Source organism: Leclercia sp. W6 (assembly GCF_003336345.1).
GTDB lineage: Bacteria > Pseudomonadota > Gammaproteobacteria > Enterobacterales > Enterobacteriaceae > Enterobacter.
In genome coordinates, this window is sequence record NZ_CP031104.1 from 937,244 (window position 1) to 959,843 (window position 22,600).

Below are 22,600 nucleotides of genomic sequence, written 5' to 3' on the forward strand. Positions count from 1 at the left end.
TTTAACATCGTTGGGCACGTTTTACAGCAACGGACTAAAGAAGTAAAACAGTCGTTCGGCAATTCGCTGCCATAGCGGCCTTTTCATCCACAGACGGGCATCCAGCAGGCGGGAGCGCGAGATATAATCATCCTGCACGGCCGCCAGATCGCCCCCAAAACCGGTATCGTCGATCACCAGCGTGATCTCAAAATTGAGCCACAGGCTGCGCATATCCAGGTTCACTGTTCCCACCAGGCTAAGCTCACCATCCACCAGCACGCTCTTGGTGTGCAGCAGCCCACCTTCAAACTGGTAAATCTTCACCCCGGCCGCCAGCAGTTCGCTGAAAAAGGCCCGGCTGGCCCAGCCCACCAGCACCGAATCGTTCTTGCGCGGCAGGATAATACTGACATCGACCCCGCGCTGGGCGGCGGTGCAGATAGCGTGGAGCAGATCGTCACTCGGCACGAAATAGGGGGTGGTCATGATCAGGTATTCGCGGGCGGAATAGGCGGCGGTCAATAACGCCTGATGGATCAGATCTTCCGGGAAGCCCGGTCCGGAGGCGATAGTATGAATAGTGTGCCCGCTGGCCTGTTCAAACGGCATGATATTGGCATCCGGCGGCGGGGGCAGAATGCGTTTGCCGGTTTCAATCTCCCAGTCACAGGAGTAGACGATCCCCATCGCGGTGGCGACCGGACCCTCCATACGCGCCATCAGATCGATCCATTGGCCCACACCGGCATCCTGTTTAAAGAAGCGCGGGTCGACCATGTTCATGCTGCCGGTATAGGCGATATAGTTGTCGATGAGCACCATTTTGCGGTGCTGGCGCAGATCCATCCTGCGCAGAAACACACGCATCAGGTTAACCTTTAACGCTTCGACCACTTCCACACCGGCATTGCGCATCATGGATGCCCAGTTGCTGCGGAAAAAGTTCACGCTACCGGCGGAGTCGAGCATCAGACGGCAGTGGATCCCCCGGCGTGCCGCGGCCATCAGGGATTCAGCTACCTGATCGGCCATGCCACCGGGCTGCCAGATATAGAACACCATCTCGATATTATGCCGCGCCAGCTGAATATCGCGGATCAGCGCATTCATAACGTCATCGGAGGTGGTCATCAATTGCAGCTGATTGCCTTTCACCCCGGCAATCCCCTGGCGGCGTTCACAGAGCTTAAATAACGACGCGGCGACGTCACTGTTCTCTTCGGCAAAAATATGTTTGCAGGATTTCAGATCGTTCAGCCATTTCGCCGTGGAGGGCCACATCGCCCGGGCACGTTCGGCCCGACGTTTACCGAGGTGAAGCTCACCAAAGGATAAATACGCAATGATGCCGACCAGCGGCAGGATATAAATAATCAACAGCCATGCCATGGCAGAGGGAACAGCTCTGCGCTTCATCAGGATGCGTAACGTCACCCCTGCGATCAACAGCCAGTATCCCAGAATGAGCAGCCAACTCACCACGGTGTAGAAGGTTGTCATAATAAAAAATCCTTTTGAAAGCGTATTGTTAAGAGTTTACGCGTCAGGATTTTTCTGGCAAATAAAAACGCCAGATAAAAGCGCTGGTCTGCCGCAGGCAAGGGACTATAATGAACGCTCTGTTTTGTGAAGAGTTGGTAACATGAAGCGCAGTAGAACAGAAGTAGGGCGCTGGCGCATGTTGCGACAGACAAGTCGTCGCAAAGCGCGTTGGCTGGAAGCTCAATCCCGCCGTAATATGCGTATCCACGCCATCAGAAAATGCAGTATGAACCGTCATCGCAATGCGTTGCTGTTCGCCATTCAGGATTACTGAATGACACAAGGGCACCCACAGAGGTGCCCGATGTTTTTTATTCGCTACGTCAAAAAGGAGGATGAGGTGTTTGCGGATTTGGGTGTACTGAATTTCTGGACCTATGTTGTCGGGGCTATTTTTATTGTTCTGGTTCCTGGACCTAATACCTTATTCGTTTTAAAAACCGGTATTGGTCACGGTGTGAAAAAGGGCTATCTTGCCGCCAGTGGCGTATTTATTGGCGATGCGGTACTGATGTTTCTGGCATGGGCAGGGGTTGCGGCGCTGATCCAGACCACGCCAATGCTGTTTAATATTGTGCGCTATCTCGGGGCGTTCTATCTGTTATGGCTGGGCGGCAAAATGCTCTGGTCGGTAATAAGGCATACACAGCAGGGCGATGCTGGCGGTCTCGAACCGGCTAAAACCATAATGAAACGCTCGCTGGTGCTGAGTATGACCAACCCGAAGGCGATTTTGTTTTATGTCTCATTCTTTGTGCAGTTTATTGACGTTCACGCGAAGCATACCGGCGTCGCTTTTATGATCCTCGCGGTCACGCTGGAAATCATCAGTTTTATCTATATGAGCTTCCTGATCTTCTCCGGCGCGTTTGTTACGCGCTATCTGAAAACCAAAAAGAAACTGGCGAAGCTGGGAAATGGTTTAATAGGATTACTGTTTGTTGGCTTTGCGGCGCGGCTGGCATCCCTGAACTAATAAAAAAGGCTCCTGGTACGGAGCCTTTTTTTATCTTAGAAAACTTTTTTAAACGGCTTCACCACGACGTTATCATACACGCCTGCCGCCACATACGGGTCGTCCTGCGCCCAGGCCTGTGCCGCTTCGAGCGATTCAAATTCGGCAATCACCGTTGAGCCGGTAAATCCCGCCGCACCCGGATCGTTGCTGTCGACGGCAGGCATTGGCCCTGCGGTCAGTAATCTGCCTTCGTCATGCAGCAGCTGTAAGCGCGCAAGGTGGGCAGGGCGTACGGAGAGACGTTTTTCCAGAGAATCAGCGACATCTGCAGCAAAAATCACGTAAAGCACAGCGGAGCTCCTTAACCGATAAAAGTGGGAATTACGTTATGTGAAAGTGCAGGTGACTGCAATGTAAAGATGGCAACATTGTTAAAACCTTGCGCCTGATGTGCCTTTTTTCGCCAGCTGGACGGTAAAATCGGGCGAAGTTTAACTGGCTTATTGAATATGATTGCTATTTGCATTTAAAATCAGGGCCTGGCTTTTTAACTGAAACGATTATGACTTCAATGACCCTCGATTTACCTCGCCGCTTTCCCTGGCCGACGCTGTTGTCCGTCGGAATTCACGGAGCCGTGGTGGCGGGTCTGCTTTACACATCGGTACATCAGGTTATTGAAATGCCAGCGCCCGCGCAGCCGATTTCGGTGACCATGGTAACGCCTGCGGAGCTGGAGCCCGTGCAGGTCGCGCCTCCACCGGAGCCTGTTGCAGAGCCCGAACCCGAGCCGGAACCCGAACCCGAAGTTGTTCCTGAGCCGCCAAAAGAAGCGCCTGTGGTGATCCACAAACCGGAGCCCAAGCCAAAACCGAAGCCGAAACCGAAGCCGGTGAAAAAGGTGGAAGAGCGTCCGAAGCGTCAAGAGCGCCCGGTTGAGCCTCGTACCACCCAGCCCGTTGAGCGCGCAGCCCCGGCTCGCCCGGTCATGAACTCCGCGCCAGTTACCGCTAAGCCGGTTCCGGCGGCGCCGGCGGGTCCACGTGCGTTGAGCCGTAACCAGCCGCAATATCCGTCGCGCGCGCAGGCTCTGCGTATTGAAGGGCGTGTACGGGTGAAATTTGACGTCACCGCCGACGGACGTGTGGATAATATCCAGATCCTCTCCGCGCAGCCGTCAAACATGTTCGAGCGTGAGGTGAAAAACGCGATGCGTAAGTGGCGCTACGAAGCCGGTAAGCCAGGCAGTGGGCTCATCGTTAATATCGTTTTCCGCCTCAACGGCGGAGCACAGATGGAATAATGAAAAAAGCCTCCCAACTGGGAGGCTTTTTTTATGCCTGCGGTAATGCCCGCGGTTTGCCTTCGCTATCCACCGCCACGTAAATAAAGAGCGCTTCGGTGGCCTTATAGCGCTGGCCGATCGGTTCCGAAGAGACCTTCTTCACCCACACTTCGATATTGATCGACACCGAGGTATTTCCCCGTTTCACGCAACGCGCGTAACAGCAGACCACATCACCCACCGCGACAGGCCGCAGAAAGGTCATACCATCAACCCGGACCGTCACCACGCGGCCATGGGCAATCTCTTTAGCGAGGATCGCCCCGCCCATATCCATCTGCGACATTAACCAGCCGCCAAAAATATCGCCGTTCGCATTGGTGTCGGCGGGCATTGCAAGTGTGCGTAAAACCAGTTCGCCCTGCGGGGCGTTCGTTGTTGTCATTATGAACTCTACTTATTACGGAGGACTTCAGGCGGGATGCTACTATGATTTACTGCCGGAGAGAACAGAAGAAAAACGCCAGGCTTATTAAGCCTGGCGGAAGGATTACTGCTTGTCGTCCTGCGGCATGTGGCGATAGATGTAGATGCCGCTCAGGAGGGTGAAAATCAGCGTTAAGGCGGTCAGACCAAAGACTTTAAAGTTGACCCAGATATTCTGCGGCAGCCAGAAAGCGATATAGATATTCGCCAGACCGCAGAGAATAAAGAACACCGCCCAGGCGATATTCAGGCGCGACCAGACCGCCTGCGGCAGCGCCAGCTCTTTACCCAGCATGCGCTGGATAAGCGGCTTTTTCATCACCCACTGGCTGAACAGCAGGGCGCCAGCAAACAACACATAGATGACGGTCACTTTCCACTTGATGAACTCATCGTTGTGGAAAAAGACAGTCAGCCCGCCAAAGACGGCCACCAGCACAAAGGTGATCAGGGCCATTTTTTCAACCTTGCGGTAGCGCACCCAGCTGTAAATCAGCACGACTGCGGTGGCGACGATCAGGGCAGTGGTCGCGGCGTAAATGTCATACAGCTTATAGAAAGCAAAAAAGACAACCAGGGGTAAAAAATCAAGAAACTGCTTCATTCTTCGATTCCATCTATCAGCGATGGCCTGTACGTTCTGAACAGGCCGTCAGAAAAATTACTGGCGAATTAACGTGTACAGGCGGAACAAATAAACGAGCAAGACAGCGGAGATGAGGTTGCTCAGGGTATTTGCCACAACAGCACCGACGTTAGGCGTCAGAACGGCAAGATTGGGTGCAAACAGTAGCAGCAGAGTTTTCGCCAGCAGCCAGCTCATTACCGCTGGCGCGACCAGACGCATATTAGACCATGCCAGCCGGATACTGCTACGCATGGCGACAAAAATGCCCATGCGGTCCTGCACCACCATTACGGGGGCGAAGGCGAGCACAATCGCCAACAGCACGCCCGGCACCACAACCAGCATAATCCCTAATTGCACCAGCATGGTGGTTAAAAAGATCAGAATAAACAGCTTTGGCAGCAGCGGGGCGCTGGCACCTATCGCCCGCAGCGCGCTGACGCGCTGCCCGGCAGAGACCAGCTGGATCATCAGCAGCACGCCGCCAGCCAGAATGGCATTGCCGATAAGACCGGAAAAGGTCGAGGCCGCAGAAGCCCGCAACAGGATCTGCTGCTGTTCCGGGGTCATGTTCTGCACCATCTCAAACAGACCAACGCTGCTGGCGATTTGATCGCCTTCGCTCAGGCTGGCAATTTGCTCCTCACTCGGCGAAAAAGCATGACCAAGTACCACCGTGATAAATGCGCACAACAAGGCGATCAGTAAAAAGGTAACGAACTGATTGCGGAAAAAATTCCCCGTGTCACGGTAGACAGACTTCGCCGTGATAGACATGCACTCTCCTTGAGTATTGCAGGTGTTAATTAGCGGGCAATTGTACCCTGGATAAGTGTACGGTGGCAGTATCAAGCCTTGTATGGAAAAGCATATCTTTGTAAAGCGCCCGTAATGCGTCGCTGCCATTTTGCGCGGTTGTGGGCAAGCGGGGCGTTTTGTGTCCGAAACGGCAAAATTGATCCAGACCCTGCCTACCAATTTTTGCCAGTTGTGAATAAAATTAATTTAGATCAATGAATGTTAAATCACTGAATTTAGTGTGATCAATGCAAGATCACTTATTAATCATTTGTAGGTATATTCCGTTCCTCAATAAAACCATAACGAGGGAATGGATATGAAAAAAGCAGCGGTGGCAGCACTGATTCTGAGTACGCTTTCCGGCGGCGCAATGGCCCACGAAGCAGGTGAGTTCTTTTTCCGTCTCGGGACGGCAACGGTACGTCCTACGGAAGGCTCGGACAATGTGCTCGGTTTGGGCGGTTTTAACGTCAGTAACAATACCCAGGCGGGGATGACCTTTACCTGGATGGCGACCGACAACGTCGGCGTTGAACTGCTGGCGGCCACGCCGTTTCGCCATAAAGTCGGTACGGGCCCAACCGGGGATATCGCCACGGTTCACCATCTGCCGCCGACGCTGATGGCCCAGTGGTATTTCGGCGATGCTGGCAGCAAGGTTCGCCCCTACGTTGGCGCCGGGGTCAACTACACCACGTTTTTTGATGAGAAGTTTAACGACACCGGTAAAGCGGCTGGCCTTTCCGATCTAAGCCTGAAAGATTCATGGGGTATGGCGGGGCAGGTAGGGCTGGATTACCTCATCAACCGTGACTGGCTGATTAACATGTCGGTCTGGTACATGGATATCGACACCGAAGTGCGCTTTAAGGCGGGGGATCAGCAGCAAAATATCAATACCCGTCTGGATCCATGGGTGTTTATGTTCTCGGCGGGATACCGCTTCTGAAAATAAGAAGGCCCCGAGGGGCCTTTTTTATTTACTTACGCCCTAACAGCAGGCCAAGAACAATACCCACCGCACCCGCGGCAATCAGGCCGGTAAGGGGGTTATTTTTCACTGCGTCGGTCACATCAGTAACAACGTCGCTTGCCTGTGCAGCATATTTGCGCCCGGCACCCTTCAGCTGATGTTTTGGCGAATCAACGGCCTCGCCAAACTGCTGCTGTGCAGCACCGGCGAATTCATCCAGTTTGTTCTTCGCTTTTTCACCTGCATATTGTGCATCATTATCAAGATTTTGGTCTGACATAACGTTCTCCTTTTGTAGTCAATGTAAAGCATAGACTCAACAGGGATATCCTGGAGAAAATGGGATTAATACTTAAGAAAGGGTGGCCTGGCGCCACCCGCTTATTATTTTTGGATGAGATAGCGGATGGTCGGCCCATCCTGTTGAATATCCAGTACCGTATAGCCGTGGTTTCTGGCGTCCAGGGGAATATTGTTGATGGATTGAGGGCAGTCGCTTACCACCTCCAGGATCTCGCCCTTTTTCAGTTGCGGCATCGCCTCAAGCGTGGCAACCGCCGGGTACGGACAAGGTTCGCCCAGCATATCGAGGCGGTAGTCGGGAACGATCGCTTTCATGCGGCTTCCTCACGAATGTCAGTTTTCATGGCAGCGCGGCGGAAGAAGCGTTTCTCCTGCGCCAGCACCAGCAAAAAGGCGACCAGCAGCAAAATGTAGGTCACCAGCAATCCACCCAGCGGGCCAAAGGTGTTGAGAAGATTAACCTTGTCCCAGTTCGTTGCCAGCGCGGGGGATAAATCATCCCACCAGTAAGCCAGTAGGGTCGAGCCAATCACATTACCCAGACCAACCCACCAGTAGTGCACCTGGCCTTCTACCGCGCGGTACATCCACCCGGTCTCGCAGCCGCCCGCCAGCACAATCCCAAAGCCAAACAGTAGCCCGCCGATCACGGCGTTCGGCCCGGCCCACATGATTTTAGGCGCGACACCCAGCTGGACGTAGCTGAAGATCCCGATAGCGCTCACCGCCATCCCGGCGATAATCGCCTTCGCCATCATGGTACGGCCAGTGATCCACATATCGCGAAACGCGGAGGTAAAGCAGATCTGCGCCCGCTCGATCAGCAGACCAAATCCGACACCAAACAGCATCGCCAGCCCGAGCTTCGGCTGGTTCAGCGCGGTACAGAGCCCCCAGGCCAGCATGCCGAAGAAGACCAGCATGCCGAGGCGAAAGCGACGTCGGGCCTGATCCGGCTTCTGCGTTAACGGCGAGGCGGCGCTCACTTTCTGCATTTTGACCGGAATACGGAACAGGGGCAGCAGGGTAAAGCGCGCGCCAAAGTACGAGCCGACGGCGGTGGCGAGCGCAAAAAACCAGGCGTGGAGGGAGAACTGCGGGATCCCGGTAAAGAAAGCCGCGAGGTTACAGCCCATCGCCAGGCGCGCACCAAACCCGGCGATGATACCGCCCACCACCGCCTGGGCGATGCGGATCCGGCTGTGCGGCATGCGCAGCTTGACGTTGTTTGCCCAGAGTGCGGCAGCAAAACAGCCGCCGAACATCCCGATGATCATCATGCCGTCAATGCGTGTGACTGGGGAGCCATCAAGGTGAATGAGTTTGAAGTACCCCCACGCTTCGGTGTGAACGCCCGCCAGTTGCAGCAGCTGTCCGCCCCAGCGGGTAAATTCACCCGTAACCGCCCAGAAGGTGCCGGTGATGCCGAAATAGTAGGTGGAGAGGATCCCGGCAGCGATAACCGCAGGAACAGGTGACCAGAACTTAATTAAATAAGTCTGCTTAAAATATTGCCATGACATAGTTAAGCCTCTGAACTCAGAAGGTTTAAGGAGGAAGTGTTATAAAACGTGAGGATGATACGCCGGGAATTGCGTTTGAAAAGGATTAACTGCGTTAAAGATCGAAGGGATCAATTTATGCATGAAGCCGCCTGGTAAAAAACCAGACGGCGACTCTTTTACTGCGGACGGGTTGCGGCTTTCATGGCGCTGACAAAGGCCTTCAGCTCGCTCAACATCTGTTCAGGCTTATCGACATTGTTCTCGATAATTTTGACGATTGCCGAGCCGGAAATCGCCCCGGCCGCCCCGGCACCCAGCGCCGCGGTCACCTGCTCAGGCGCTGAAATACCAAAGCCCTGCAGCGGCGGTGCGGCATTGTACTCCGTCAGTTTTTCCACCAGATGGTGCAGCGGCAGGGCGGCTTTGTTCTCCGCACCGGTCACCCCGGCGCGGGACAGCAGGTAGGTATAGCCGCGACCGTGGGAGGCGATCTGGCGCAGCAGGTTATCATCGGCATTTGGTGGGCAGATAAAGATCGGCGCAACGTTGTGCCGCATCGCCGCCTGGCGGAACGGGGCCGACTCCTCGACCGGGACATCGGCGACCAGCACGGAATCCACGCCCACGCGCGCGCACTCGGCGTAGAACTCATCGATACCGCGGTTAAAGACCAGGTTGGCATACATCAGCAGGCCGATGGGTATCGCCGGGTATTTCTGACGGATGGTTGCCAGCATCTCGAAGCACTGGGTCGGGGTCACGCCTGCGGCAAAGGCGCGCAGGGTGGCACTCTGAATGGTCGGGCCGTCGGCCAGCGGATCGGAGAAGGGAATACCCAGCTCCAGCGCGTCGGCGCCCGCTTCAACCAGGGCGTCGATGATTTTCAGCGACTGCTCCGGAGAGGGGTCGCCCAGCGTGACGAAGGGAACAAACGCGCCTTCCTTGCGGGCCTTAAGTTCAGCAAACACGTTATCGTAACGTTCCATCAGATTTCCCCTCGTGCTTTCAGAATATCGTGAACGGTGAAGATGTCTTTATCACCGCGACCGGAAAGGTTCACCACCAGCAGCTGCTCTTTTTCCGGGTTCTCTTTGATCATTTTCAGGGCATGGGCCAGGGCGTGGGAAGACTCCAGGGCCGGGATAATCCCCTCCTTACGGCACAGGGTCTTGAACGCCTCCAGCGCTTCGTCATCGGTAATCGAGACATACTCGGCGCGACCGATGCTGTTCAGGTGCGCGTGCTGCGGCCCCACAGACGGGAAGTCCAGCCCGGCAGAGATAGAGTACGACTCTTCAATCTGGCCTTCGTCGGTCTGCATCATCGGCGCTTTCATGCCGAAGTAGATGCCTACGCGGCCATGCTTCAGTGGCGCGCCGTGTTCACCGGTTTCAATCCCGTGACCAGCAGGTTCAACGCCGATCAGCCCCACACGGGTATCGTCGATGAAGTCAGCAAACATGCCGATGGCGTTTGAGCCGCCGCCCACGCAGGCGATCACCGCATCCGGCAGGCGACCCTCTTTTTCGAGGATCTGCGCTTTGGTCTCTTCACCGATCATGCGCTGGAATTCACGCACGATGGTCGGGAACGGGTGCGGACCCGCGGCGGTACCCAGCATATAGTGAGCGTTTTCATAGTTACCGGACCAGTCGCGCAGCGCCTCGTTACAGGCATCTTTCAGGGTGGCCGAGCCACTGTGCACCGGGATCACTTCCGCACCCATCAGACGCATACGGAAGACGTTCGGAGACTGGCGCTCAACGTCTTTTGCCCCCATGTAGATACGGCATTTCAGGCCGAGCAGGGCGCTGGCCAGCGCCGATGCCACACCGTGCTGACCGGCCCCGGTTTCGGCAATGATTTCGGTTTTACCCATCCGTTTTGCCAGCAGCGCCTGGCCCAGCACCTGGTTGGTTTTATGCGCGCCGCCGTGGAGCAGATCTTCACGCTTGAGGTACAGCGTGGTTTTCGTTCCCTCGGTCAGGTTACGGCATTTGGTCAGGGCCGTCGGACGTCCGGCGTAGTTTTTCAGCAGGTCGGTGAACTCAGCCTGGAAGAGCGGATCTTTTTGCGCACTCACGAACGCCTCTTCAAGCTGGCGCAGGGCGGGCATCAGGATTTGCGGCACATACATGCCGCCAAACTCACCAAAATAGGGATTTAATAATGTGGTCATCTTCTCTTCCTTAATATGCACGCAGCGTTTTGAACACCGAAGCCAGTTTGCTGGCATCTTTTATGCCCGGCTGCGACTCAACGCCTGAATTAAAATCGAGACCTGCGCAGCCCGCTTTGGCGGCTTCAACGCAGTTATCGGGGCTTAAGCCCCCGGCGAGCAGGACGTTATCCAGCTTCTCGCCCTGGAGCAGCGACCAGTCAAAACGCTGCCCGGTTCCGCCCTGGCCGTTATCCAGCACATACTTATCAACATGTTGCAGCGTGCGAGGCGGCAGGTTATCGGCCACGCTCAGCGCTTTCCAGATTTGCACCTGCGGTTTTAGCCTTTCACGCAGGGCATCGATATACGCCTGGTCTTCGCTGCCGTGCAGTTGAACGGCGGCCAGGGAAAGCGACTCTGCCGTGGCCGCCACCTGTTCGATGGCACCATTGCGGAAGACGCCCACATACTGTAACGGGGCGGCGGCGATCACTTCGCGCGCCTGCGCCTCGGTCACGTTGCGCGGAGAGGCGTCAACAAAGATCAGCCCGCCGTAAATGGCGCCCGCTTCATAAGCGGCGGCGGCATCCTGTGGACGCGTCAGGCCGCAGACCTTGTTCTCCCCCAGCAGCACGCGACGTACCGCGGCGCTGAGATCGTCCTGCTCCATCATCGCCGACCCAATCAGGAAGCCGTTGGCGAAGTGGCTCAGCTCGCGAACCTGGGCATAACTGTTGATGCCGGACTCGCTAATCACCGTTACGCCTGCGCCCAGACGCGGCGCCAGTTGGCGGGTGCGGTTCAGGTCGATGGAGAGATCGCGCAGGTCGCGGTTATTGATCCCGACCACTTTTGCCTCGAGGGCGATAGCGCGCTCCAGCTCCTCTTCGTTGCTCACTTCGGTCAGCACACCCATGTTCAGGCTGTGCGCGACCGCGGCAAGCTGGCGGTACTGTTCATCGTCCAGGACCGAGAGCATCAACAGGCAGGCGTCGGCCTGATAAAAACGCGCCAGCCAGATTTGATACGGGTCGATGATAAAGTCTTTGCACAAAATCGGCTGCGGCACGATGCCGCTGACGATGGGCAGAAAATCAAAACTTCCCTGAAAATATTTCTCATCGGTCAGCACCGAAATAGCCGAAGCGTGGTGCTTATAGATGGCGGCGATCTTCGCCGGGTCGAAATCGTCGCGGATCACCCCTTTCGACGGGGAGGCCTTTTTGCACTCCAGGATAAATGCGGTGCGCGCGCCCTGCAGGGCCTCATAAAAACGACGGCTGCTCGGTACCACGTCATTCTGGAAACTGGCGAGCGGCTGCTGCTGTTTCCGCGCTTCAACCCAGATGGCCTTATCGGCAACGATTTTCGCTAATACGGTCTGCATTGTTTACCCTCTTGCCGCAAGTGCGGTCACTCGGTCGTAGGCTGCGCCGGAGCGCAACACATCAATCACTTTTTGCGCGTTGACCTGTAAATCCTCTTCGCCGTGCAGACGCATCAGCATGGCGACGTTAGCGGCGACAGCGGCCTCATGCGCTGGCTCACCTTTACCTTGTAACAGGCGGGTCAGAATGTCACGGTTTTCTTCCGGGGTGCCGCCCGCAAGTTGTTCCTGGTGATACGGGGTTAAACCAAAGTCTGCTGCGTCAAGCTGATAGTTTTTGATTTCACCGTTGTGCAGTTCGGCCACCAGCGTTGGCGCATGGAGCGAGACTTCGTCCATCCCGCCGCTGTGAACCACCGCTGCACGCTGATAACCGAGCACCCGCAGGGTTTCGGCGATCGGCAGCACCAGTTCCGGGCTGTAGACACCAATCAGCGCCAGCGGCGGATGCGCCGGGTTGATCAGCGGCCCGAGCACATTAAACAGGGTGCGGGTCTTCAGCTGCTGGCGCACCGGCATGGCATGGCGGAAGCCGGTGTGATACTTCGGCGCGAACAGGAAGCAGACGCCCAGCTCATCCAGCGCATCGCGGGATTTCTCCGCGTTCATGTCCAAGTTGATGCCGAAGGCGGCCAGCAGATCCGACGAGCCGGAACGGCTGGAGACGCTGCGGTTACCATGCTTCGCCACCTTCAGCCCACAGGCGGCAGCGACAAAGGCGCTGGCGGTGGAGATGTTGATGCTGTTGCTGCCGTCACCGCCGGTACCGACGATATCCGCGAAGAGGTAGTCCGGGCGCGGGAAAGGGGCGGCGTTTTCCAGCAGGGCGGTAGCGGCACCGGCAATCTCCTGCGGCTGCTCACCGCGCACTTTCATGCTCACCAGCGCGGCGGCCAGCTGCTCAGGCTTCAGCTCACCGCGCACCACGGCGGAGAAGAGCTGGTGGCTCTCCTGCTGGCTCAGGGTCTGCGCCTGGTAGAGTTTTTCCAGAATCGGCTGCAGGGTGTTGGTCTGCTCCAGTTTCTGCAGCGCCCAGTTCAGGGTCTGCTCCAGCAGGCGCGCGCCCTGGGAGGTCAGAATGGATTCCGGGTGGAACTGCATCCCGCAAACCCGGTCCGCGTCGTGACGCACCGCCATCACCATCCCGTTGTAATGGGCGTTAATGGTCAGGCCCGCCGGGATATTGCTGCCCACCAGCGAGTGATAACGCGCCACTGGCAGCGGGTTCATCAGCCCGGCAAACATCGCCTGGCCGTCGTGTTCAATGCTGGAGGCTTTCCCGTGCAGGATCTCACCGGCCTGGCCGACGTAGCCGCCATAAGCCTCTACAATCGCCTGATGGCCCAGGCAGATACCGATGATCGGCAGCTTGCCGCGCAGGCGGGTCAGCAGCTCCGGCATACAGCCTGCTTCGCTCGGCGCGCCAGGCCCCGGGGAGAGCATCAGCACCGGGTTTTGCATGGTGGCCAGACGGTCGATTAAGGTCTGGGCCGGGACATGGTTACGGTAAATCACCACGTTGTGACCGTTAGCACGCAGCTGATCCGCCAGGTTATAGGTAAAGGAGTCGATATTATCGAGCAGCAGAATGTCAGCCATCAGAAAATCTCCTGTGCGTGATGGGCAGTCGCAATGGCGCGCAGTACCGCGCGGGCTTTATTGCGGGTTTCGTCAGCTTCAGACTGCGGAACCGAGTCGAGAACGATGCCCGCGCCCGCCTGGACGGTGGCAATGCCTTCTTCAACGTAGGCGGAGCGGATCACGATACAGGTATCCAGGTCGCCGTGGGCGGTGAAGTAGCCCACCGCGCCGCCGTAGCTGCCGCGACGACGGCCTTCGGCCTCGGCAATCAGCTGCATGGCGCGGACTTTCGGTGCGCCGCTCAGAGTGCCCATATTCATGCAGGCGCGGTAGGCGTGCAGCACGTCCAGATCCTGACGCAGCTCGCCCACCACGCGGGAGACCAGATGCATCACGAAAGAGTAACGGTCCACTTTGGTTAAGTCGGCGACGTAACGGCTGCCCGGGGTGCAGATACGCGCCAGGTCGTTACGGGCCAGGTCCACCAGCATCAGGTGTTCGGACATCTCTTTCTGGTCGGTGCGCATCTCCAGCTCAATGCGGCTGTCGAGGTCGCGATCCAGTGAACCGTCGGCACGACGACCGCGCGGACGGGTACCGGCAATCGGATAGATTTCAATCTGACGGTTGGTGGCGTCGTACTTCAGGGAGCTCTCCGGCGAGGCGCCGAACAGGGTGAAATCATTGTCCTGCATAAAGAACATGTAGGGGCTGGGGTTGCTCTTTTTCAGCACGTCGTAGGCTGCTAGCGGCGACGGGCAGGGCAGGGAGAAGCGGCGGGATGGCACCACCTGGAAGATCTCGCCTGCGCGAATGGCTTTCTGCATCTGGCGCACCACCGCGCCGTACTCGTCGTCCGTCTGGCTGACGTCACAACGCATCTGCTCCACGCGCTGCACCGGCAGTTCCGGCGGGGCTTCATTCATCTGCTCCTGCAGCTGGGCGATGCGCTGCTCCAGGCGCTGTTTTTCCGCCAGTAACGGGGTAAACAGGCTGGCCTGAATGCGGGTGTATTTTTTCTGGTGGTCGATCACCATTAAGGTTTCTGCCAGATAGAAGCAGTAGTCCGGACAGCGGTTGCCCTGCTCCAGCTCGGGCAGCTCTTCGAAACCGGCCACCAGATCGTAGGCAAACAGCCCGCCAAAGAACATCGCTTCGCGCTCGCTTTCAGGTACGTTCACCAGGTTTTGCAGCAGGCGGAAGGCATCAAACATCGACAGAGAACAGAGGCGGGCATCTTCATCCAGCAGCTGGCTCACCGGCGGGAAGTGCAGGATCCGCTGGTCCGGGCGATGTTCGTTCTCAATGCCCGCGGGCAAGACATCGTCCAGCAGCGAGAGCAGGGCCGCACCGTTTTCAGAAAGCGCCTTCAGGGTGACGGTGTTGCCCAGGGCGGTGATGCGCAGGGCGCTGTCGACCAGCAGCAGGCTTTTCAGATCGTCTTTACTGTCGATATCCGCCGACTCCAGCAGTAGCGTGGCAGGACGCGCGCCGCACACCTGATGGAACAGGGCTGTGGGATTATGGCGATACGCCGCCTCATGGGTCAGCAGTTCGAGGTTCGGTTTGGCTGTTTGCATTATGTTGTTCTCTTTATTCTGTTCATAAAAAAGCCCGCTCAGTGGCGGGCCAGGTATCTGTATGCATGACGCAGACGTACGACACTGCCCGATTATCAGGAAGTGCGCCACCAGCCATGCAGAGTGAAATGTGCGGTCATTTTCAGATACCTCGTTGAGTGAACTTGCGTACTAGTTAACTAGTTCGATGGCTTATTGTCAACCCCCGATTTCAGAATTTCACCACATGCCGTTATGATGGCGGCGCAGATATTGACGAGCAGTGACGGGAGCCGCTTTGAGCGACACGAATTACGCAGTGATTTATGATTTACACAGCCATACCCAGGCCTCTGATGGCCTGCTTACGCCTGAAGAGCTTGTCCATCGTGCCCATGAGATGCGCGTGGGCACGCTGGCCATTACCGATCACGACACCACCGAGGCCATTGCGGCCGCGCGGGCGGAAATTGCCCGCAGCGGATTGCCTCTGACCTTAATCACCGGCGTGGAGATTTCCACCGTCTGGGAAAATCACGAGATCCATATCGTCGGGTTAAACATCGATATTGAGAACCCGACCCTCTGTGCGTTCCTGGATGAACAAAAAACGCGGCGCGTACAGCGGGCAGAGATGATCGCCGAACGTCTGGAGAAAGCGCATGTTCCCGGCGCGTGGGAAGGGGCCCTGCGTCTGGCGAATGGCGGGGCGGTGACCCGCGCCCACTTTGCCCGTTTTCTGATTGAAGCCGGGAAAGCAAATAACATTGCAGATGTATTTAAAAAATATCTCGCCCGCGGGAAAACCGGATACGTTCCTCCCCAGTGGTGTACAATAGAACAAGCTATTGATGTCATTCATCATTCTGGTGGTAAGGCGGTACTGGCCCATCCGGGGCGGTATAACCTTTCCGCCAAATGGCTGAAACGTCTGCTGGCTTACTTTGCCGAACACGGCGGAGAGGCGATGGAAGTCGCTCAGTGTCAGCAGGCACCCAACGAGCGCAGTCAGCTGGCTGAATATGCCCGCCAGTATGGACTCTTTGCCTCCCAGGGCTCTGATTTTCATCAGCCTTGTCCCTGGATAGAACTGGGACGCAAGCTCTGGTTACCCGCTGGCGTCGAGCCGGTGTGGCACCTCTGGGAGCAGCCAACGCCAATTGAAGAGAGGGTAGTATGAGCCAATTTTTTTATATCCATCCTGACAATCCGCAGCCGCGTTTGATTAATCAGGCCGTGGAGATCGTGCGTAAGGGTGGCGTTATTGTCTATCCAACTGACTCAGGCTATGCGCTGGGCTGTAAGATCGAAGACAAAAACGCGATGGAGCGTATCTGCCGGATCCGCAATCTGCCTAACGGGCATAACTTCACCCTGATGTGTCGCGATCTCTCTGAGTTATCGACCTACTCCTACGTTGATAACGTGGCGTTTCGGTTGATCAAAAATAACACGCCGGGTAATTACACCTTTATCCTCAAGGGGACGAAAGAGGTGCCGCGCCGCCTGCTGCAGGAAAAACGCAAAACCATCGGGATGCGCGTGCCGTCAAACCCGATTGCTCAGGCACTGCTGGAGACGCTCGGCGAGCCGATGCTCTCCACCTCGCTGATGTTACCGGGCAGCGACTTTACGGAATCCGATCCCGATGAGATCAAAGACCGCCTGGAGAAACAGGTTGAGCTGGTGATTCACGGCGGCTATCTCGGCCAACAGCCGACCACGGTGATCGATTTAACGGAAGATGCCCCGGTTGTGCTGCGTGAAGGGGTGGGGGATGTGAAGCCTTTCTTGTAATCTCCATTCTTTTAGGGCCATCTATATAGCATGAATTCTCCTGCTATAATGGCCCTGCTATTAATGCTTAGCTTATTTCCCACGCACATTTAATATCTTGTTATTATCTGAAAATTAGCCCGTGTCCGGAATAACCCTATTCCCGCATGAATATGTAGATATACGATAAGTGAACACATATTTCTAGATATAGGGGTTGTCTATGGCATTACGAGGGACATTAATTCTGAACGGAGCAGACTACTCGCCTTTTAATCTATACGGCGTGGGGGTGTTTATGGCACATTCAGGTAAAGGCGTTTGCCGTAACAATGGCGGATGCCGAAATATTCCTGACAATGGCCCAATTCCGCCCGGTAAGTATTGGATTGTGGATCGGCATGAGGGGAACTGGTTCTCGCAAAAGCAACTTGAAATTAAAGATTTTACAAAGCGAATACTGAATATCAGCCCTTTTGGTAAATCGGATTGGTTTGCCTTGTGGCGAGATGATTGGGGAATAGACGATAATACCTGGATAGAGGGTGTTAAGCGTGGTAGCTTCCGGTTGCACCCCGGTGCTTCGTCAAAAGGCTGTATAACAATCGCCCATAATCCTGATTTTGCGATGATTTATAATGCGCTTATGAATACATCACTTATTCAGGTCCCCTGTATGCGGGCGTTGATGGCGAGAGGATGGGTGGAGGTAGTTGCTGGTGGTTATAACAACATTCGTTTGTAGGTTAAGTAAAGTTATTTATTTTATTACATTATTTATAGTTGTAGGCCGTTTGATAGGCGATCCTGAACTCTGGTTTAACGATGATTTAGCCACACGCATTGGTCATCTTATTTATGGGCCTGACGAAATCGGTGCGGATAATTTTTATGATCTGTATTTATACATTCATATAATTTCTATCTTACCTGTGGCTATATTTATCTATGTTATGACAATGAAGTTAATCAAAAAATTAAGGAGCAAATAAAATGCCAATCCCTCCGTATATGTGGCTTAAAGACGATGGTGGCGCAGATATTAAAGGGTCTGTAGATATTCAGGACCGTGAAGGCAGCGTCGAAATTATCGGTCTGAGTCATGGCATCCACCTGCCTGTCGACAGTGCCAACGGTAAAATTACCGGCACACGTCAGCATTCATCTATGATGATCGAAAAGGAGGTAGATAGTTCCACCCCCTACCTTTATAAAGCGGCTGCTACAGGGCAGACGTTGAAAAGTGCCGAGATCAGGTTTTATCACATTAACGACGCAGGACAGGAAGTCTGCTATTACACGGTGTTGATGGAAAACGTGAAGATCACTGGCGTTAACTGCGCTGTACCTAACGTAAAATTATCGGGCAACGATAAAATGAATCATGTAGAAAGCGTCAGCATTCAGTATGAAAAAATTACCTGGCGTATCGTGGATGGCAACATTCAGTTCACTGATGCCTGGAACGAGCGTCCTACAGCCTGAGAAGATCTGCCTGCCCAAATCGTTGGGTTTGCTTCAGGTTACCAGCACCAGAACGCTGCTGCGCAAAACTTGTTGAATCATTTAGTCTAAAATTCATGTAGTATGTGCGGCCATGAATCACTGGGCGAGACGTATTGTCTGCCATTATGTGTGCTGTGAAAGATTTACAGATCATTGAGTTAAGGTTGAATCGCGCTTAACTCCTTGTTTTCGAATGTATACCAGACGCCTGTGAAGGCGACACCTGAAGGAAGCTCAATGAGCGAGAAATTACAGAAAGTGCTGGCCCGCGCCGGCCACGGTTCACGCCGTGAAATCGAAACCATTATCGAAGCAGGTCGTGTCAGTGTGGACGGTAAAATCGCCACGCTGGGCGACCGTGTGGAAATCGTACCAGGCCTGAAAATCCGTATCGATGGCCACCTGATCTCGGTGAAAGAGTCTGCCGAGCAAATCTGCCGCGTACTGGCTTACTACAAGCCGGAAGGCGAGCTCTGCACCCGCAACGATCCAGAAGGTCGCCCAACCGTATTCGACCGCCTGCCAAAGCTGCGCGGTGCGCGCTGGATCGCTGTAGGTCGTCTGGATGTTAACACCTGTGGCCTGCTGCTCTTCACTACCGACGGTGAACTGGCAAACCGTCTGATGCACCCAAGCCGTGAAGTAGAGCGTGAGTACGCGGTTCGCGTGTTTGGTGAAGTTGACGACAATAAGATCCGTGAACTCTCCCGGGGCGTGCAGCTCGAAGATGGCCCGGCTGCGTTCAAAACCATCAAGTTTACCGGTGGTGAAGGTATTAACCAGTGGTACAACGTCACCCTGACCGAAGGCCGTAACCGCGAGGTACGTCGCCTGTGGGAAGCCGTTGGCGTGCAGGTTAGCCGCCTGATCCGCGTTCGCTACGGTGACATTCTTCTGCCGAAGGGCCTGCCACGTGGCGGCTATACCGAACTGGATTTAACCCAGACCAACTATCTGCGTGAGCTGGTGCAGCTGGCGCCGGAAACCTCCTCGAAAGTGGCGGTAGAAAAAGATCGTCGCCGTATGAAGGCGAACCAGATCCGCCGGGCGGTCAAACGTCACAGCCAGGTCAGCGGCAATAATCGTCGCTCTGGCAGCCGTAATAATAACGGCTAAAAAAACAAAACCCGGCCTGGCCGGGTTTTTTGTTAATAGTCGATGCCGATTTGCGCTTTAACGCCTGCATCAAAGGCGTGTTTCACCGGGCGTAACTCGCTGACCGTATCTGCCATCTCCATAAGATCCCGATGACAGCCGCGCCCGGTAATAATCACCGTCTGGTGCGCCGGTCGGTTGTTCAGCGCATCAACCACTTCCTGTAACGGTAAATAGTCGTAGGCCACCATATAGGTGATCTCATCGAGCAGAACCATATTCAACGTGGTATCCGCCAGCATGCGCTTTGCATGCTCCCAGACCGCCAGGCAGGCCGCGGTGTCAGTGTCGCGGTTTTGCGTGTCCCAGGTAAAGCCGGTCGCCATAACCTGAAACTCCACACCCTGCGGCTCCAGCAGATTACGCTCGCCGTTAGGCCACTCGCCTTTGATGAACTGGATCACACCCACCTTTTGCCCGTGACCCACGGCGCGGGTCGCCGTACCAAAGGCCGCGGTGGTTTTACCTTTGCCGTTACCGGTAAAGACAATGATAATCCCGCGCTCATCCTGAGCTGCGGCAACGCGGGCATCGACCTGCTCTTTCAGGCGCTGCTGGCGCTGCTGATGACGTTCATCACTCATTGCGATATTCCTGGTTTACGGCCGGGTTGGGCATCAAAGGTCATGCCGGTTTTCCGGCGGCTGTCGTCGCCCATCAGCCACAGATAGAGCGGCATGATATCGGCAGGGGTTTTCAGTTTCAGCGGATCTTCTGTCGGGAACGCGCTGGCGCGCATGCTGGTGCGTGTCCCGCCGGGGTTGATGCAGTTGACGCGCAGATGGCGGCTCTGATATTCCTCGGCCAGGACCTGCATCATCCCTTCGGTGGCAAATTTCGAGGCGGCATAGGCGCCCCAGTTAGCCCGACCCTGACGCCCGACGCTGGATGAGGTAAACACCAGCGAGCCGGAATCGGACTTCAGTAATAAAGGAAGCAGTGTCTGGGTAAGGAAGAAGGTGCCGTTAACATTTACCTGCATCACCTGCTGCCAGATCTCTGGGGTTTGCTCTTCCATGGGCCGCACTTCGCCGAGGAAGCCCGCATTATGCAGTACCCCGTCCAGACGGGGATACTCAGCGGCAATGCGTTCGGCAAGTTCCCGGCAGCTCTGTGGGGTACAGGTTAACAGGTCGAGAACATATTCGCGGGTCGGCGCGCCGCCTTCACGGGCGATCGCCTGCGCGACGTCGCGCAATTTATCTTCATTACGTCCCAGCAGAATCAGGCGCGCACCGTGGCGGGCGTAGGTCAGCGCCGCTTCGCGGCCAATGCCGTCGCTGGCTCCCGTGACCAGAATAATACGGTTTTGCAGTAGATCTTTTTTCGGTTGATAGTGCAAGGTCACTCCTCTGGCGCGCGTTGGCGCGGCCCATGCTGTGCGGTCTCTTTTCGGCTTTATGCCCGAAAGCGCGGCTGATTACAATCAGTCTACCGGAGAGTTCGCTGTAAAATTAACAATTTGCAAATATTTCATCCATAAATAAACATTTCTGAAGAGGGCTCGCAAGGGTATCGTCAGGTAAGAGACGCCTGGTGAAGGCTGTTGTACACTGGGTGTGAAAACAAGTGGTTAAACCAAGGTGGACGCGTGGAATTACTTTCTGAGTACGGTTTATTTCTGGCCAAAATTGCGACGGTGGTGATTGCCATTGCGGTGATCGCCGTTCTGATTGTTAACCTGACGCAGCGCAAACGTCAGCGCGGTGAGTTGCGCATTACCCGCTTAAGCGAGCAGTACACTGAGATGAAGGAAGAGATGTCAGTGGCGCTGCTTGATGCGCATCAGCAAAAGCAGTGGCACAAAGCGCAGAAGAAAAAGCACAAACTTGACGCGAAAGCGGCAAAGCAGAAAGCAAAGCAGGAACAACATCCAGAGGTGGCAAAGCCGCGGGTCTATGTGCTGGACTTCAAAGGCAGCATGGACGCCCATGAAGTCTCCTCCCTGCGCGAGGAGATCACTGCGGTGCTGGCGGTGGCAAGAGCTGAAGATCAGGTGGTGCTGCGTCTCGAAAGCCCGGGTGGGGTGGTACATGGTTACGGGCTGGCCTCCTCACAGCTGCAACGTCTGCGTGACAAACATATCCCGCTGACGGTGGCGGTGGATAAAGTCGCTGCCAGCGGCGGTTATATGATGGCTTGCGTGGCCGACAAAATTGTCGCGGCGCCTTTCTCTATTATTGGTTCGATTGGCGTGGTGGCGCAGATCCCTAACTTCAATCGTTTCCTGAAAAATAAAGACATCGATGTCGAGCTTCACACGGCGGGCCAGTACAAGCGCACGCTGACCCTGCTGGGTGAAAACACTGAAGAGGGGCGACAGAAATTCCGTGAAGATCTCAATGACACCCATCAGCTGTTTAAAGGGTTTGTGAAGCAGATGCGACCCACGCTGAATATCGACGAGGTTGCCACCGGCGAGCACTGGTACGGTACTCAGGCGCTGGAAAAGGGGCTGGTCGATGAGGTGGGAACCAGCGACGATCTGCTGCTGTCGCTGATGGAGGGCCGCGAGCTGGTGGGCGTGCGCTATACGCGCCGTAAAAAGCTGATGGACCGCTTTACTAACAGCGCCGCAGAGAGCGCGGATCGTCTGCTGCTGCGCTGGCTACAGCGAGGGCAGAAACCGCTGCTGTGAATAAAAACGCGAGGCACAGGCCTCGCGTTTTTGCATCAATCGACCAGATGATACTTCTCAGATAAGACATGGGCGAGGTATTTAAACATATTAAATACCGCCGTGCTGCGCGGGGTCGGTAACCCCTGCTCATCGAGAAAGTACTCTCCGCTGAACACCAGCACACCATTGCGCTGTTCAACGCCAGTGGCTTCGATCCCTGCCATGGTGTCGTCATGTTCACGAATGAGTTTATTTGCTTCAGCAAGCAACGTTTCACGGTCAATGGGTTGGGTATTTTGCTGCATTATCCACTCCTTAAACAGTGATATTAGTCTACGCCGCCGCGGTCCCGGGAGCAAATTTTCCCCGTTTTGCCCCCTCCAGGGCAAGAG

General features: G+C 55.5%; 27 protein-coding genes, 1 pseudogene and 1 other annotated feature. Of the genes and pseudogenes, 10 read left to right on the forward strand and 18 right to left on the reverse strand.

Annotation, left to right across the window (positions count from 1 at the left end; genetic code table 11):
* Positions 1-21: 21 nt before the first annotated feature.
* Positions 22-1,482 (reverse strand): cardiolipin synthase, encoded by a 1,461-nt coding sequence (gene cls / locus DVA43_RS04640; protein ID WP_103179911.1) that lies wholly within the window; start codon positions 1,480-1,482, stop codon positions 22-24.
* Positions 1,483-1,624: 142 nt separating this feature from the next.
* On the opposite strand from cls, the gene DVA43_RS24455 reads away from it, so the two are divergent.
* Positions 1,625-1,798 carry a YciY family protein gene (locus tag DVA43_RS24455; protein WP_139157093.1) on the forward strand — a complete coding sequence of 58 codons (174 nt, stop codon included), beginning with the start codon at positions 1,625-1,627 and terminating at the stop codon, positions 1,796-1,798.
* Between the two features lie 66 nt (positions 1,799-1,864).
* On the forward strand, positions 1,865-2,500 hold the full coding sequence (leuE, locus tag DVA43_RS04645; protein WP_103822506.1) for a leucine efflux protein LeuE: 636 nt from the start codon (positions 1,865-1,867) through the stop codon (positions 2,498-2,500).
* Positions 2,501-2,535: 35 nt separating this feature from the next.
* Here leuE and DVA43_RS04650 read toward each other — a convergent pair whose 3' ends face one another.
* Positions 2,536-2,832: a YciI family protein gene (locus DVA43_RS04650; protein ID WP_032611245.1), complete on the reverse strand. Its 297-nt coding sequence runs from the start codon at positions 2,830-2,832 to the stop codon at positions 2,536-2,538.
* Positions 2,833-3,053: 221 nt separating this feature from the next.
* Here DVA43_RS04650 and tonB point away from each other — a divergent pair, with 221 nt between their 5' ends.
* The gene (tonB, locus tag DVA43_RS04655) at positions 3,054-3,785 is read left to right on the forward strand and encodes a TonB system transport protein TonB (protein ID WP_114314722.1); all 732 of its coding nucleotides are present in this window, start codon (positions 3,054-3,056) and stop codon (positions 3,783-3,785) included.
* 31 nt (positions 3,786-3,816) lie between these two features.
* Here tonB and yciA read toward each other — a convergent pair whose 3' ends face one another.
* From yciA to DVA43_RS04675, 4 genes and pseudogenes are all read right to left on the reverse strand, one after another.
* The gene (gene yciA, locus DVA43_RS04660; RefSeq protein ID WP_103179910.1) at positions 3,817-4,212 is read right to left on the reverse strand and encodes an acyl-CoA thioester hydrolase YciA; all 396 of its coding nucleotides are present in this window, start codon (positions 4,210-4,212) and stop codon (positions 3,817-3,819) included.
* Between the two features lie 105 nt (positions 4,213-4,317).
* Positions 4,318-4,857, reverse strand: coding sequence for a septation protein A (locus DVA43_RS04665; RefSeq protein WP_103179909.1), 540 nt, complete (start codon positions 4,855-4,857; stop codon positions 4,318-4,320).
* A 57-nt stretch (positions 4,858-4,914) separates the two neighbouring features.
* Positions 4,915-5,658, reverse strand: coding sequence for a YciC family protein (locus tag DVA43_RS04670; RefSeq protein ID WP_114314723.1), 744 nt, complete (start codon positions 5,656-5,658; stop codon positions 4,915-4,917).
* Positions 5,659-5,683: 25 nt separating this feature from the next.
* Positions 5,684-5,773: pseudogene (locus DVA43_RS04675) on the reverse strand (YkgJ family cysteine cluster protein); the annotation flags it as partial.
* Between the two features lie 225 nt (positions 5,774-5,998).
* On the opposite strand from DVA43_RS04675, the gene ompW reads away from it, so the two are divergent.
* On the forward strand, positions 5,999-6,631 hold the full coding sequence (gene ompW / locus DVA43_RS04680) for an outer membrane protein OmpW (protein WP_103179907.1): 633 nt from the start codon (positions 5,999-6,001) through the stop codon (positions 6,629-6,631).
* Between the two features lie 31 nt (positions 6,632-6,662).
* Here ompW and DVA43_RS04685 read toward each other — a convergent pair whose 3' ends face one another.
* From DVA43_RS04685 to trpL, 9 genes are all read right to left on the reverse strand, one after another.
* Positions 6,663-6,935, reverse strand: a complete 273-nt coding sequence (locus DVA43_RS04685) for a YqjD family protein (protein ID WP_103179906.1) — start codon at positions 6,933-6,935, stop codon at positions 6,663-6,665.
* A 104-nt stretch (positions 6,936-7,039) separates the two neighbouring features.
* Positions 7,040-7,273, reverse strand: a complete 234-nt coding sequence (gene yedF, locus DVA43_RS04690; RefSeq protein ID WP_103179905.1) for a sulfurtransferase-like selenium metabolism protein YedF — start codon at positions 7,271-7,273, stop codon at positions 7,040-7,042.
* On the reverse strand, positions 7,270-8,481 hold the full coding sequence (gene yedE / locus DVA43_RS04695; protein WP_114314724.1) for a selenium metabolism membrane protein YedE/FdhT: 1,212 nt from the start codon (positions 8,479-8,481) through the stop codon (positions 7,270-7,272). Before yedE ends, yedF begins: the two co-directional genes overlap by 4 nt.
* 158 nt (positions 8,482-8,639) lie before the next feature.
* On the reverse strand, positions 8,640-9,449 hold the full coding sequence (gene trpA / locus DVA43_RS04700) for a tryptophan synthase subunit alpha (RefSeq protein ID WP_114314725.1): 810 nt from the start codon (positions 9,447-9,449) through the stop codon (positions 8,640-8,642).
* Positions 9,449-10,642, reverse strand: coding sequence for a tryptophan synthase subunit beta (trpB, locus tag DVA43_RS04705; RefSeq protein ID WP_103822257.1), 1,194 nt, complete (start codon positions 10,640-10,642; stop codon positions 9,449-9,451). The genes trpA and trpB overlap by 1 nt, the downstream gene beginning before the upstream one ends.
* A gap of 10 nt (positions 10,643-10,652) precedes the next feature.
* Positions 10,653-12,011: a bifunctional indole-3-glycerol-phosphate synthase TrpC/phosphoribosylanthranilate isomerase TrpF gene (trpCF, locus tag DVA43_RS04710; RefSeq protein ID WP_114314726.1), complete on the reverse strand. Its 1,359-nt coding sequence runs from the start codon at positions 12,009-12,011 to the stop codon at positions 10,653-10,655.
* A gap of 3 nt (positions 12,012-12,014) precedes the next feature.
* Positions 12,015-13,610 carry a bifunctional anthranilate synthase glutamate amidotransferase component TrpG/anthranilate phosphoribosyltransferase TrpD gene (gene trpD / locus DVA43_RS04715; protein ID WP_103179900.1) on the reverse strand — a complete coding sequence of 532 codons (1,596 nt, stop codon included), beginning with the start codon at positions 13,608-13,610 and terminating at the stop codon, positions 12,015-12,017.
* Positions 13,610-15,172, reverse strand: coding sequence for an anthranilate synthase component 1 (locus tag DVA43_RS04720; RefSeq protein WP_114314727.1), 1,563 nt, complete (start codon positions 15,170-15,172; stop codon positions 13,610-13,612). The genes trpD and DVA43_RS04720 overlap by 1 nt, the downstream gene beginning before the upstream one ends.
* Before the next feature lie 24 nt (positions 15,173-15,196).
* Positions 15,197-15,291, reverse strand: a sequence feature (Trp leader region).
* Positions 15,268-15,312 carry a trp operon leader peptide gene (gene trpL, locus DVA43_RS25310; protein WP_106993556.1) on the reverse strand — a complete coding sequence of 15 codons (45 nt, stop codon included), beginning with the start codon at positions 15,310-15,312 and terminating at the stop codon, positions 15,268-15,270. Its footprint overlaps the feature before it by 24 nt.
* Before the next feature lie 137 nt (positions 15,313-15,449).
* Here trpL and rnm point away from each other — a divergent pair, with 137 nt between their 5' ends.
* The 5 genes from rnm (at position 15,450) to rluB (ending at position 19,549) form a co-directional block, all read left to right on the forward strand.
* Positions 15,450-16,331 carry an RNase AM gene (gene rnm, locus DVA43_RS04730; protein WP_114314728.1) on the forward strand — a complete coding sequence of 294 codons (882 nt, stop codon included), beginning with the start codon at positions 15,450-15,452 and terminating at the stop codon, positions 16,329-16,331.
* A complete protein-coding gene (locus DVA43_RS04735; RefSeq protein WP_103179897.1) occupies positions 16,328-16,948 on the forward strand; it encodes an L-threonylcarbamoyladenylate synthase in 621 nt (206 codons plus the stop codon). The genes rnm and DVA43_RS04735 overlap by 4 nt, the downstream gene beginning before the upstream one ends.
* Before the next feature lie 202 nt (positions 16,949-17,150).
* On the forward strand, positions 17,151-17,672 hold the full coding sequence (locus DVA43_RS04740) for a DUF2778 domain-containing protein (protein WP_114314729.1): 522 nt from the start codon (positions 17,151-17,153) through the stop codon (positions 17,670-17,672).
* 248 nt (positions 17,673-17,920) lie between these two features.
* Positions 17,921-18,412, forward strand: a complete 492-nt coding sequence (locus DVA43_RS04750; protein ID WP_114314730.1) for a type VI secretion system tube protein TssD — start codon at positions 17,921-17,923, stop codon at positions 18,410-18,412.
* Positions 18,413-18,670: 258 nt separating this feature from the next.
* The gene (gene rluB, locus DVA43_RS04755; protein ID WP_103822250.1) at positions 18,671-19,549 is read left to right on the forward strand and encodes a 23S rRNA pseudouridine(2605) synthase RluB; all 879 of its coding nucleotides are present in this window, start codon (positions 18,671-18,673) and stop codon (positions 19,547-19,549) included.
* 32 nt (positions 19,550-19,581) lie between these two features.
* Here the strand turns inward: rluB and cobO are convergent, their stop codons facing one another.
* Both cobO and DVA43_RS04765 read right to left on the reverse strand, forming a co-directional pair.
* Positions 19,582-20,172, reverse strand: a complete 591-nt coding sequence (gene cobO, locus DVA43_RS04760; protein WP_103179892.1) for a cob(I)yrinic acid a,c-diamide adenosyltransferase — start codon at positions 20,170-20,172, stop codon at positions 19,582-19,584.
* Positions 20,169-20,930, reverse strand: a complete 762-nt coding sequence (locus tag DVA43_RS04765; protein WP_114314731.1) for a YciK family oxidoreductase — start codon at positions 20,928-20,930, stop codon at positions 20,169-20,171. Before DVA43_RS04765 ends, cobO begins: the two co-directional genes overlap by 4 nt.
* 249 nt (positions 20,931-21,179) lie before the next feature.
* On the opposite strand from DVA43_RS04765, the gene sohB reads away from it, so the two are divergent.
* Positions 21,180-22,226, forward strand: a complete 1,047-nt coding sequence (sohB, locus tag DVA43_RS04770) for a protease SohB (protein ID WP_114314732.1) — start codon at positions 21,180-21,182, stop codon at positions 22,224-22,226.
* 35 nt (positions 22,227-22,261) lie between these two features.
* Here the strand turns inward: sohB and DVA43_RS04775 are convergent, their stop codons facing one another.
* Positions 22,262-22,513, reverse strand: a complete 252-nt coding sequence (locus DVA43_RS04775; protein ID WP_103822247.1) for a YciN family protein — start codon at positions 22,511-22,513, stop codon at positions 22,262-22,264.
* Between the last annotated feature and the right edge of the window lie 87 nt (positions 22,514-22,600).

Excerpts from the sequence above, each read along its gene's own strand:
- cls (WP_103179911.1), bottom strand. The coding sequence starts at position 1,482 with ATGACAACCTTCTACACCGTGGTGAGTTGGCTGCTCATTCTGGGATAC.
- DVA43_RS24455 (WP_139157093.1), top strand. The coding sequence starts at position 1,625 with ATGAAGCGCAGTAGAACAGAAGTAGGGCGCTGGCGCATGTTGCGACAG.
- tonB (WP_114314722.1), top strand. The coding sequence starts at position 3,054 with ATGACCCTCGATTTACCTCGCCGCTTTCCCTGGCCGACGCTGTTGTCC.
- yciA (WP_103179910.1), bottom strand. The coding sequence starts at position 4,212 with ATGACAACAACGAACGCCCCGCAGGGCGAACTGGTTTTACGCACACTT.
- DVA43_RS04665 (WP_103179909.1), bottom strand. The coding sequence starts at position 4,857 with ATGAAGCAGTTTCTTGATTTTTTACCCCTGGTTGTCTTTTTTGCTTTC.
- DVA43_RS04670 (WP_114314723.1), bottom strand. The coding sequence starts at position 5,658 with ATGTCTATCACGGCGAAGTCTGTCTACCGTGACACGGGGAATTTTTTC.
- ompW (WP_103179907.1), top strand. The coding sequence starts at position 5,999 with ATGAAAAAAGCAGCGGTGGCAGCACTGATTCTGAGTACGCTTTCCGGC.
- DVA43_RS04685 (WP_103179906.1), bottom strand. The coding sequence starts at position 6,935 with ATGTCAGACCAAAATCTTGATAATGATGCACAATATGCAGGTGAAAAA.
- yedF (WP_103179905.1), bottom strand. The coding sequence starts at position 7,273 with ATGAAAGCGATCGTTCCCGACTACCGCCTCGATATGCTGGGCGAACCT.
- yedE (WP_114314724.1), bottom strand. The coding sequence starts at position 8,481 with ATGTCATGGCAATATTTTAAGCAGACTTATTTAATTAAGTTCTGGTCA.
- trpA (WP_114314725.1), bottom strand. The coding sequence starts at position 9,449 with ATGGAACGTTACGATAACGTGTTTGCTGAACTTAAGGCCCGCAAGGAA.
- trpB (WP_103822257.1), bottom strand. The coding sequence starts at position 10,642 with ATGACCACATTATTAAATCCCTATTTTGGTGAGTTTGGCGGCATGTAT.
- trpCF (WP_114314726.1), bottom strand. The coding sequence starts at position 12,011 with ATGCAGACCGTATTAGCGAAAATCGTTGCCGATAAGGCCATCTGGGTT.
- trpD (WP_103179900.1), bottom strand. The coding sequence starts at position 13,610 with ATGGCTGACATTCTGCTGCTCGATAATATCGACTCCTTTACCTATAAC.
- DVA43_RS04720 (WP_114314727.1), bottom strand. The coding sequence starts at position 15,172 with ATGCAAACAGCCAAACCGAACCTCGAACTGCTGACCCATGAGGCGGCG.
- DVA43_RS04735 (WP_103179897.1), top strand. The coding sequence starts at position 16,328 with ATGAGCCAATTTTTTTATATCCATCCTGACAATCCGCAGCCGCGTTTG.
- DVA43_RS04740 (WP_114314729.1), top strand. The coding sequence starts at position 17,151 with ATGGCATTACGAGGGACATTAATTCTGAACGGAGCAGACTACTCGCCT.
- DVA43_RS04750 (WP_114314730.1), top strand. The coding sequence starts at position 17,921 with ATGCCAATCCCTCCGTATATGTGGCTTAAAGACGATGGTGGCGCAGAT.
- rluB (WP_103822250.1), top strand. The coding sequence starts at position 18,671 with ATGAGCGAGAAATTACAGAAAGTGCTGGCCCGCGCCGGCCACGGTTCA.
- cobO (WP_103179892.1), bottom strand. The coding sequence starts at position 20,172 with ATGAGTGATGAACGTCATCAGCAGCGCCAGCAGCGCCTGAAAGAGCAG.
- DVA43_RS04775 (WP_103822247.1), bottom strand. The coding sequence starts at position 22,513 with ATGCAGCAAAATACCCAACCCATTGACCGTGAAACGTTGCTTGCTGAA.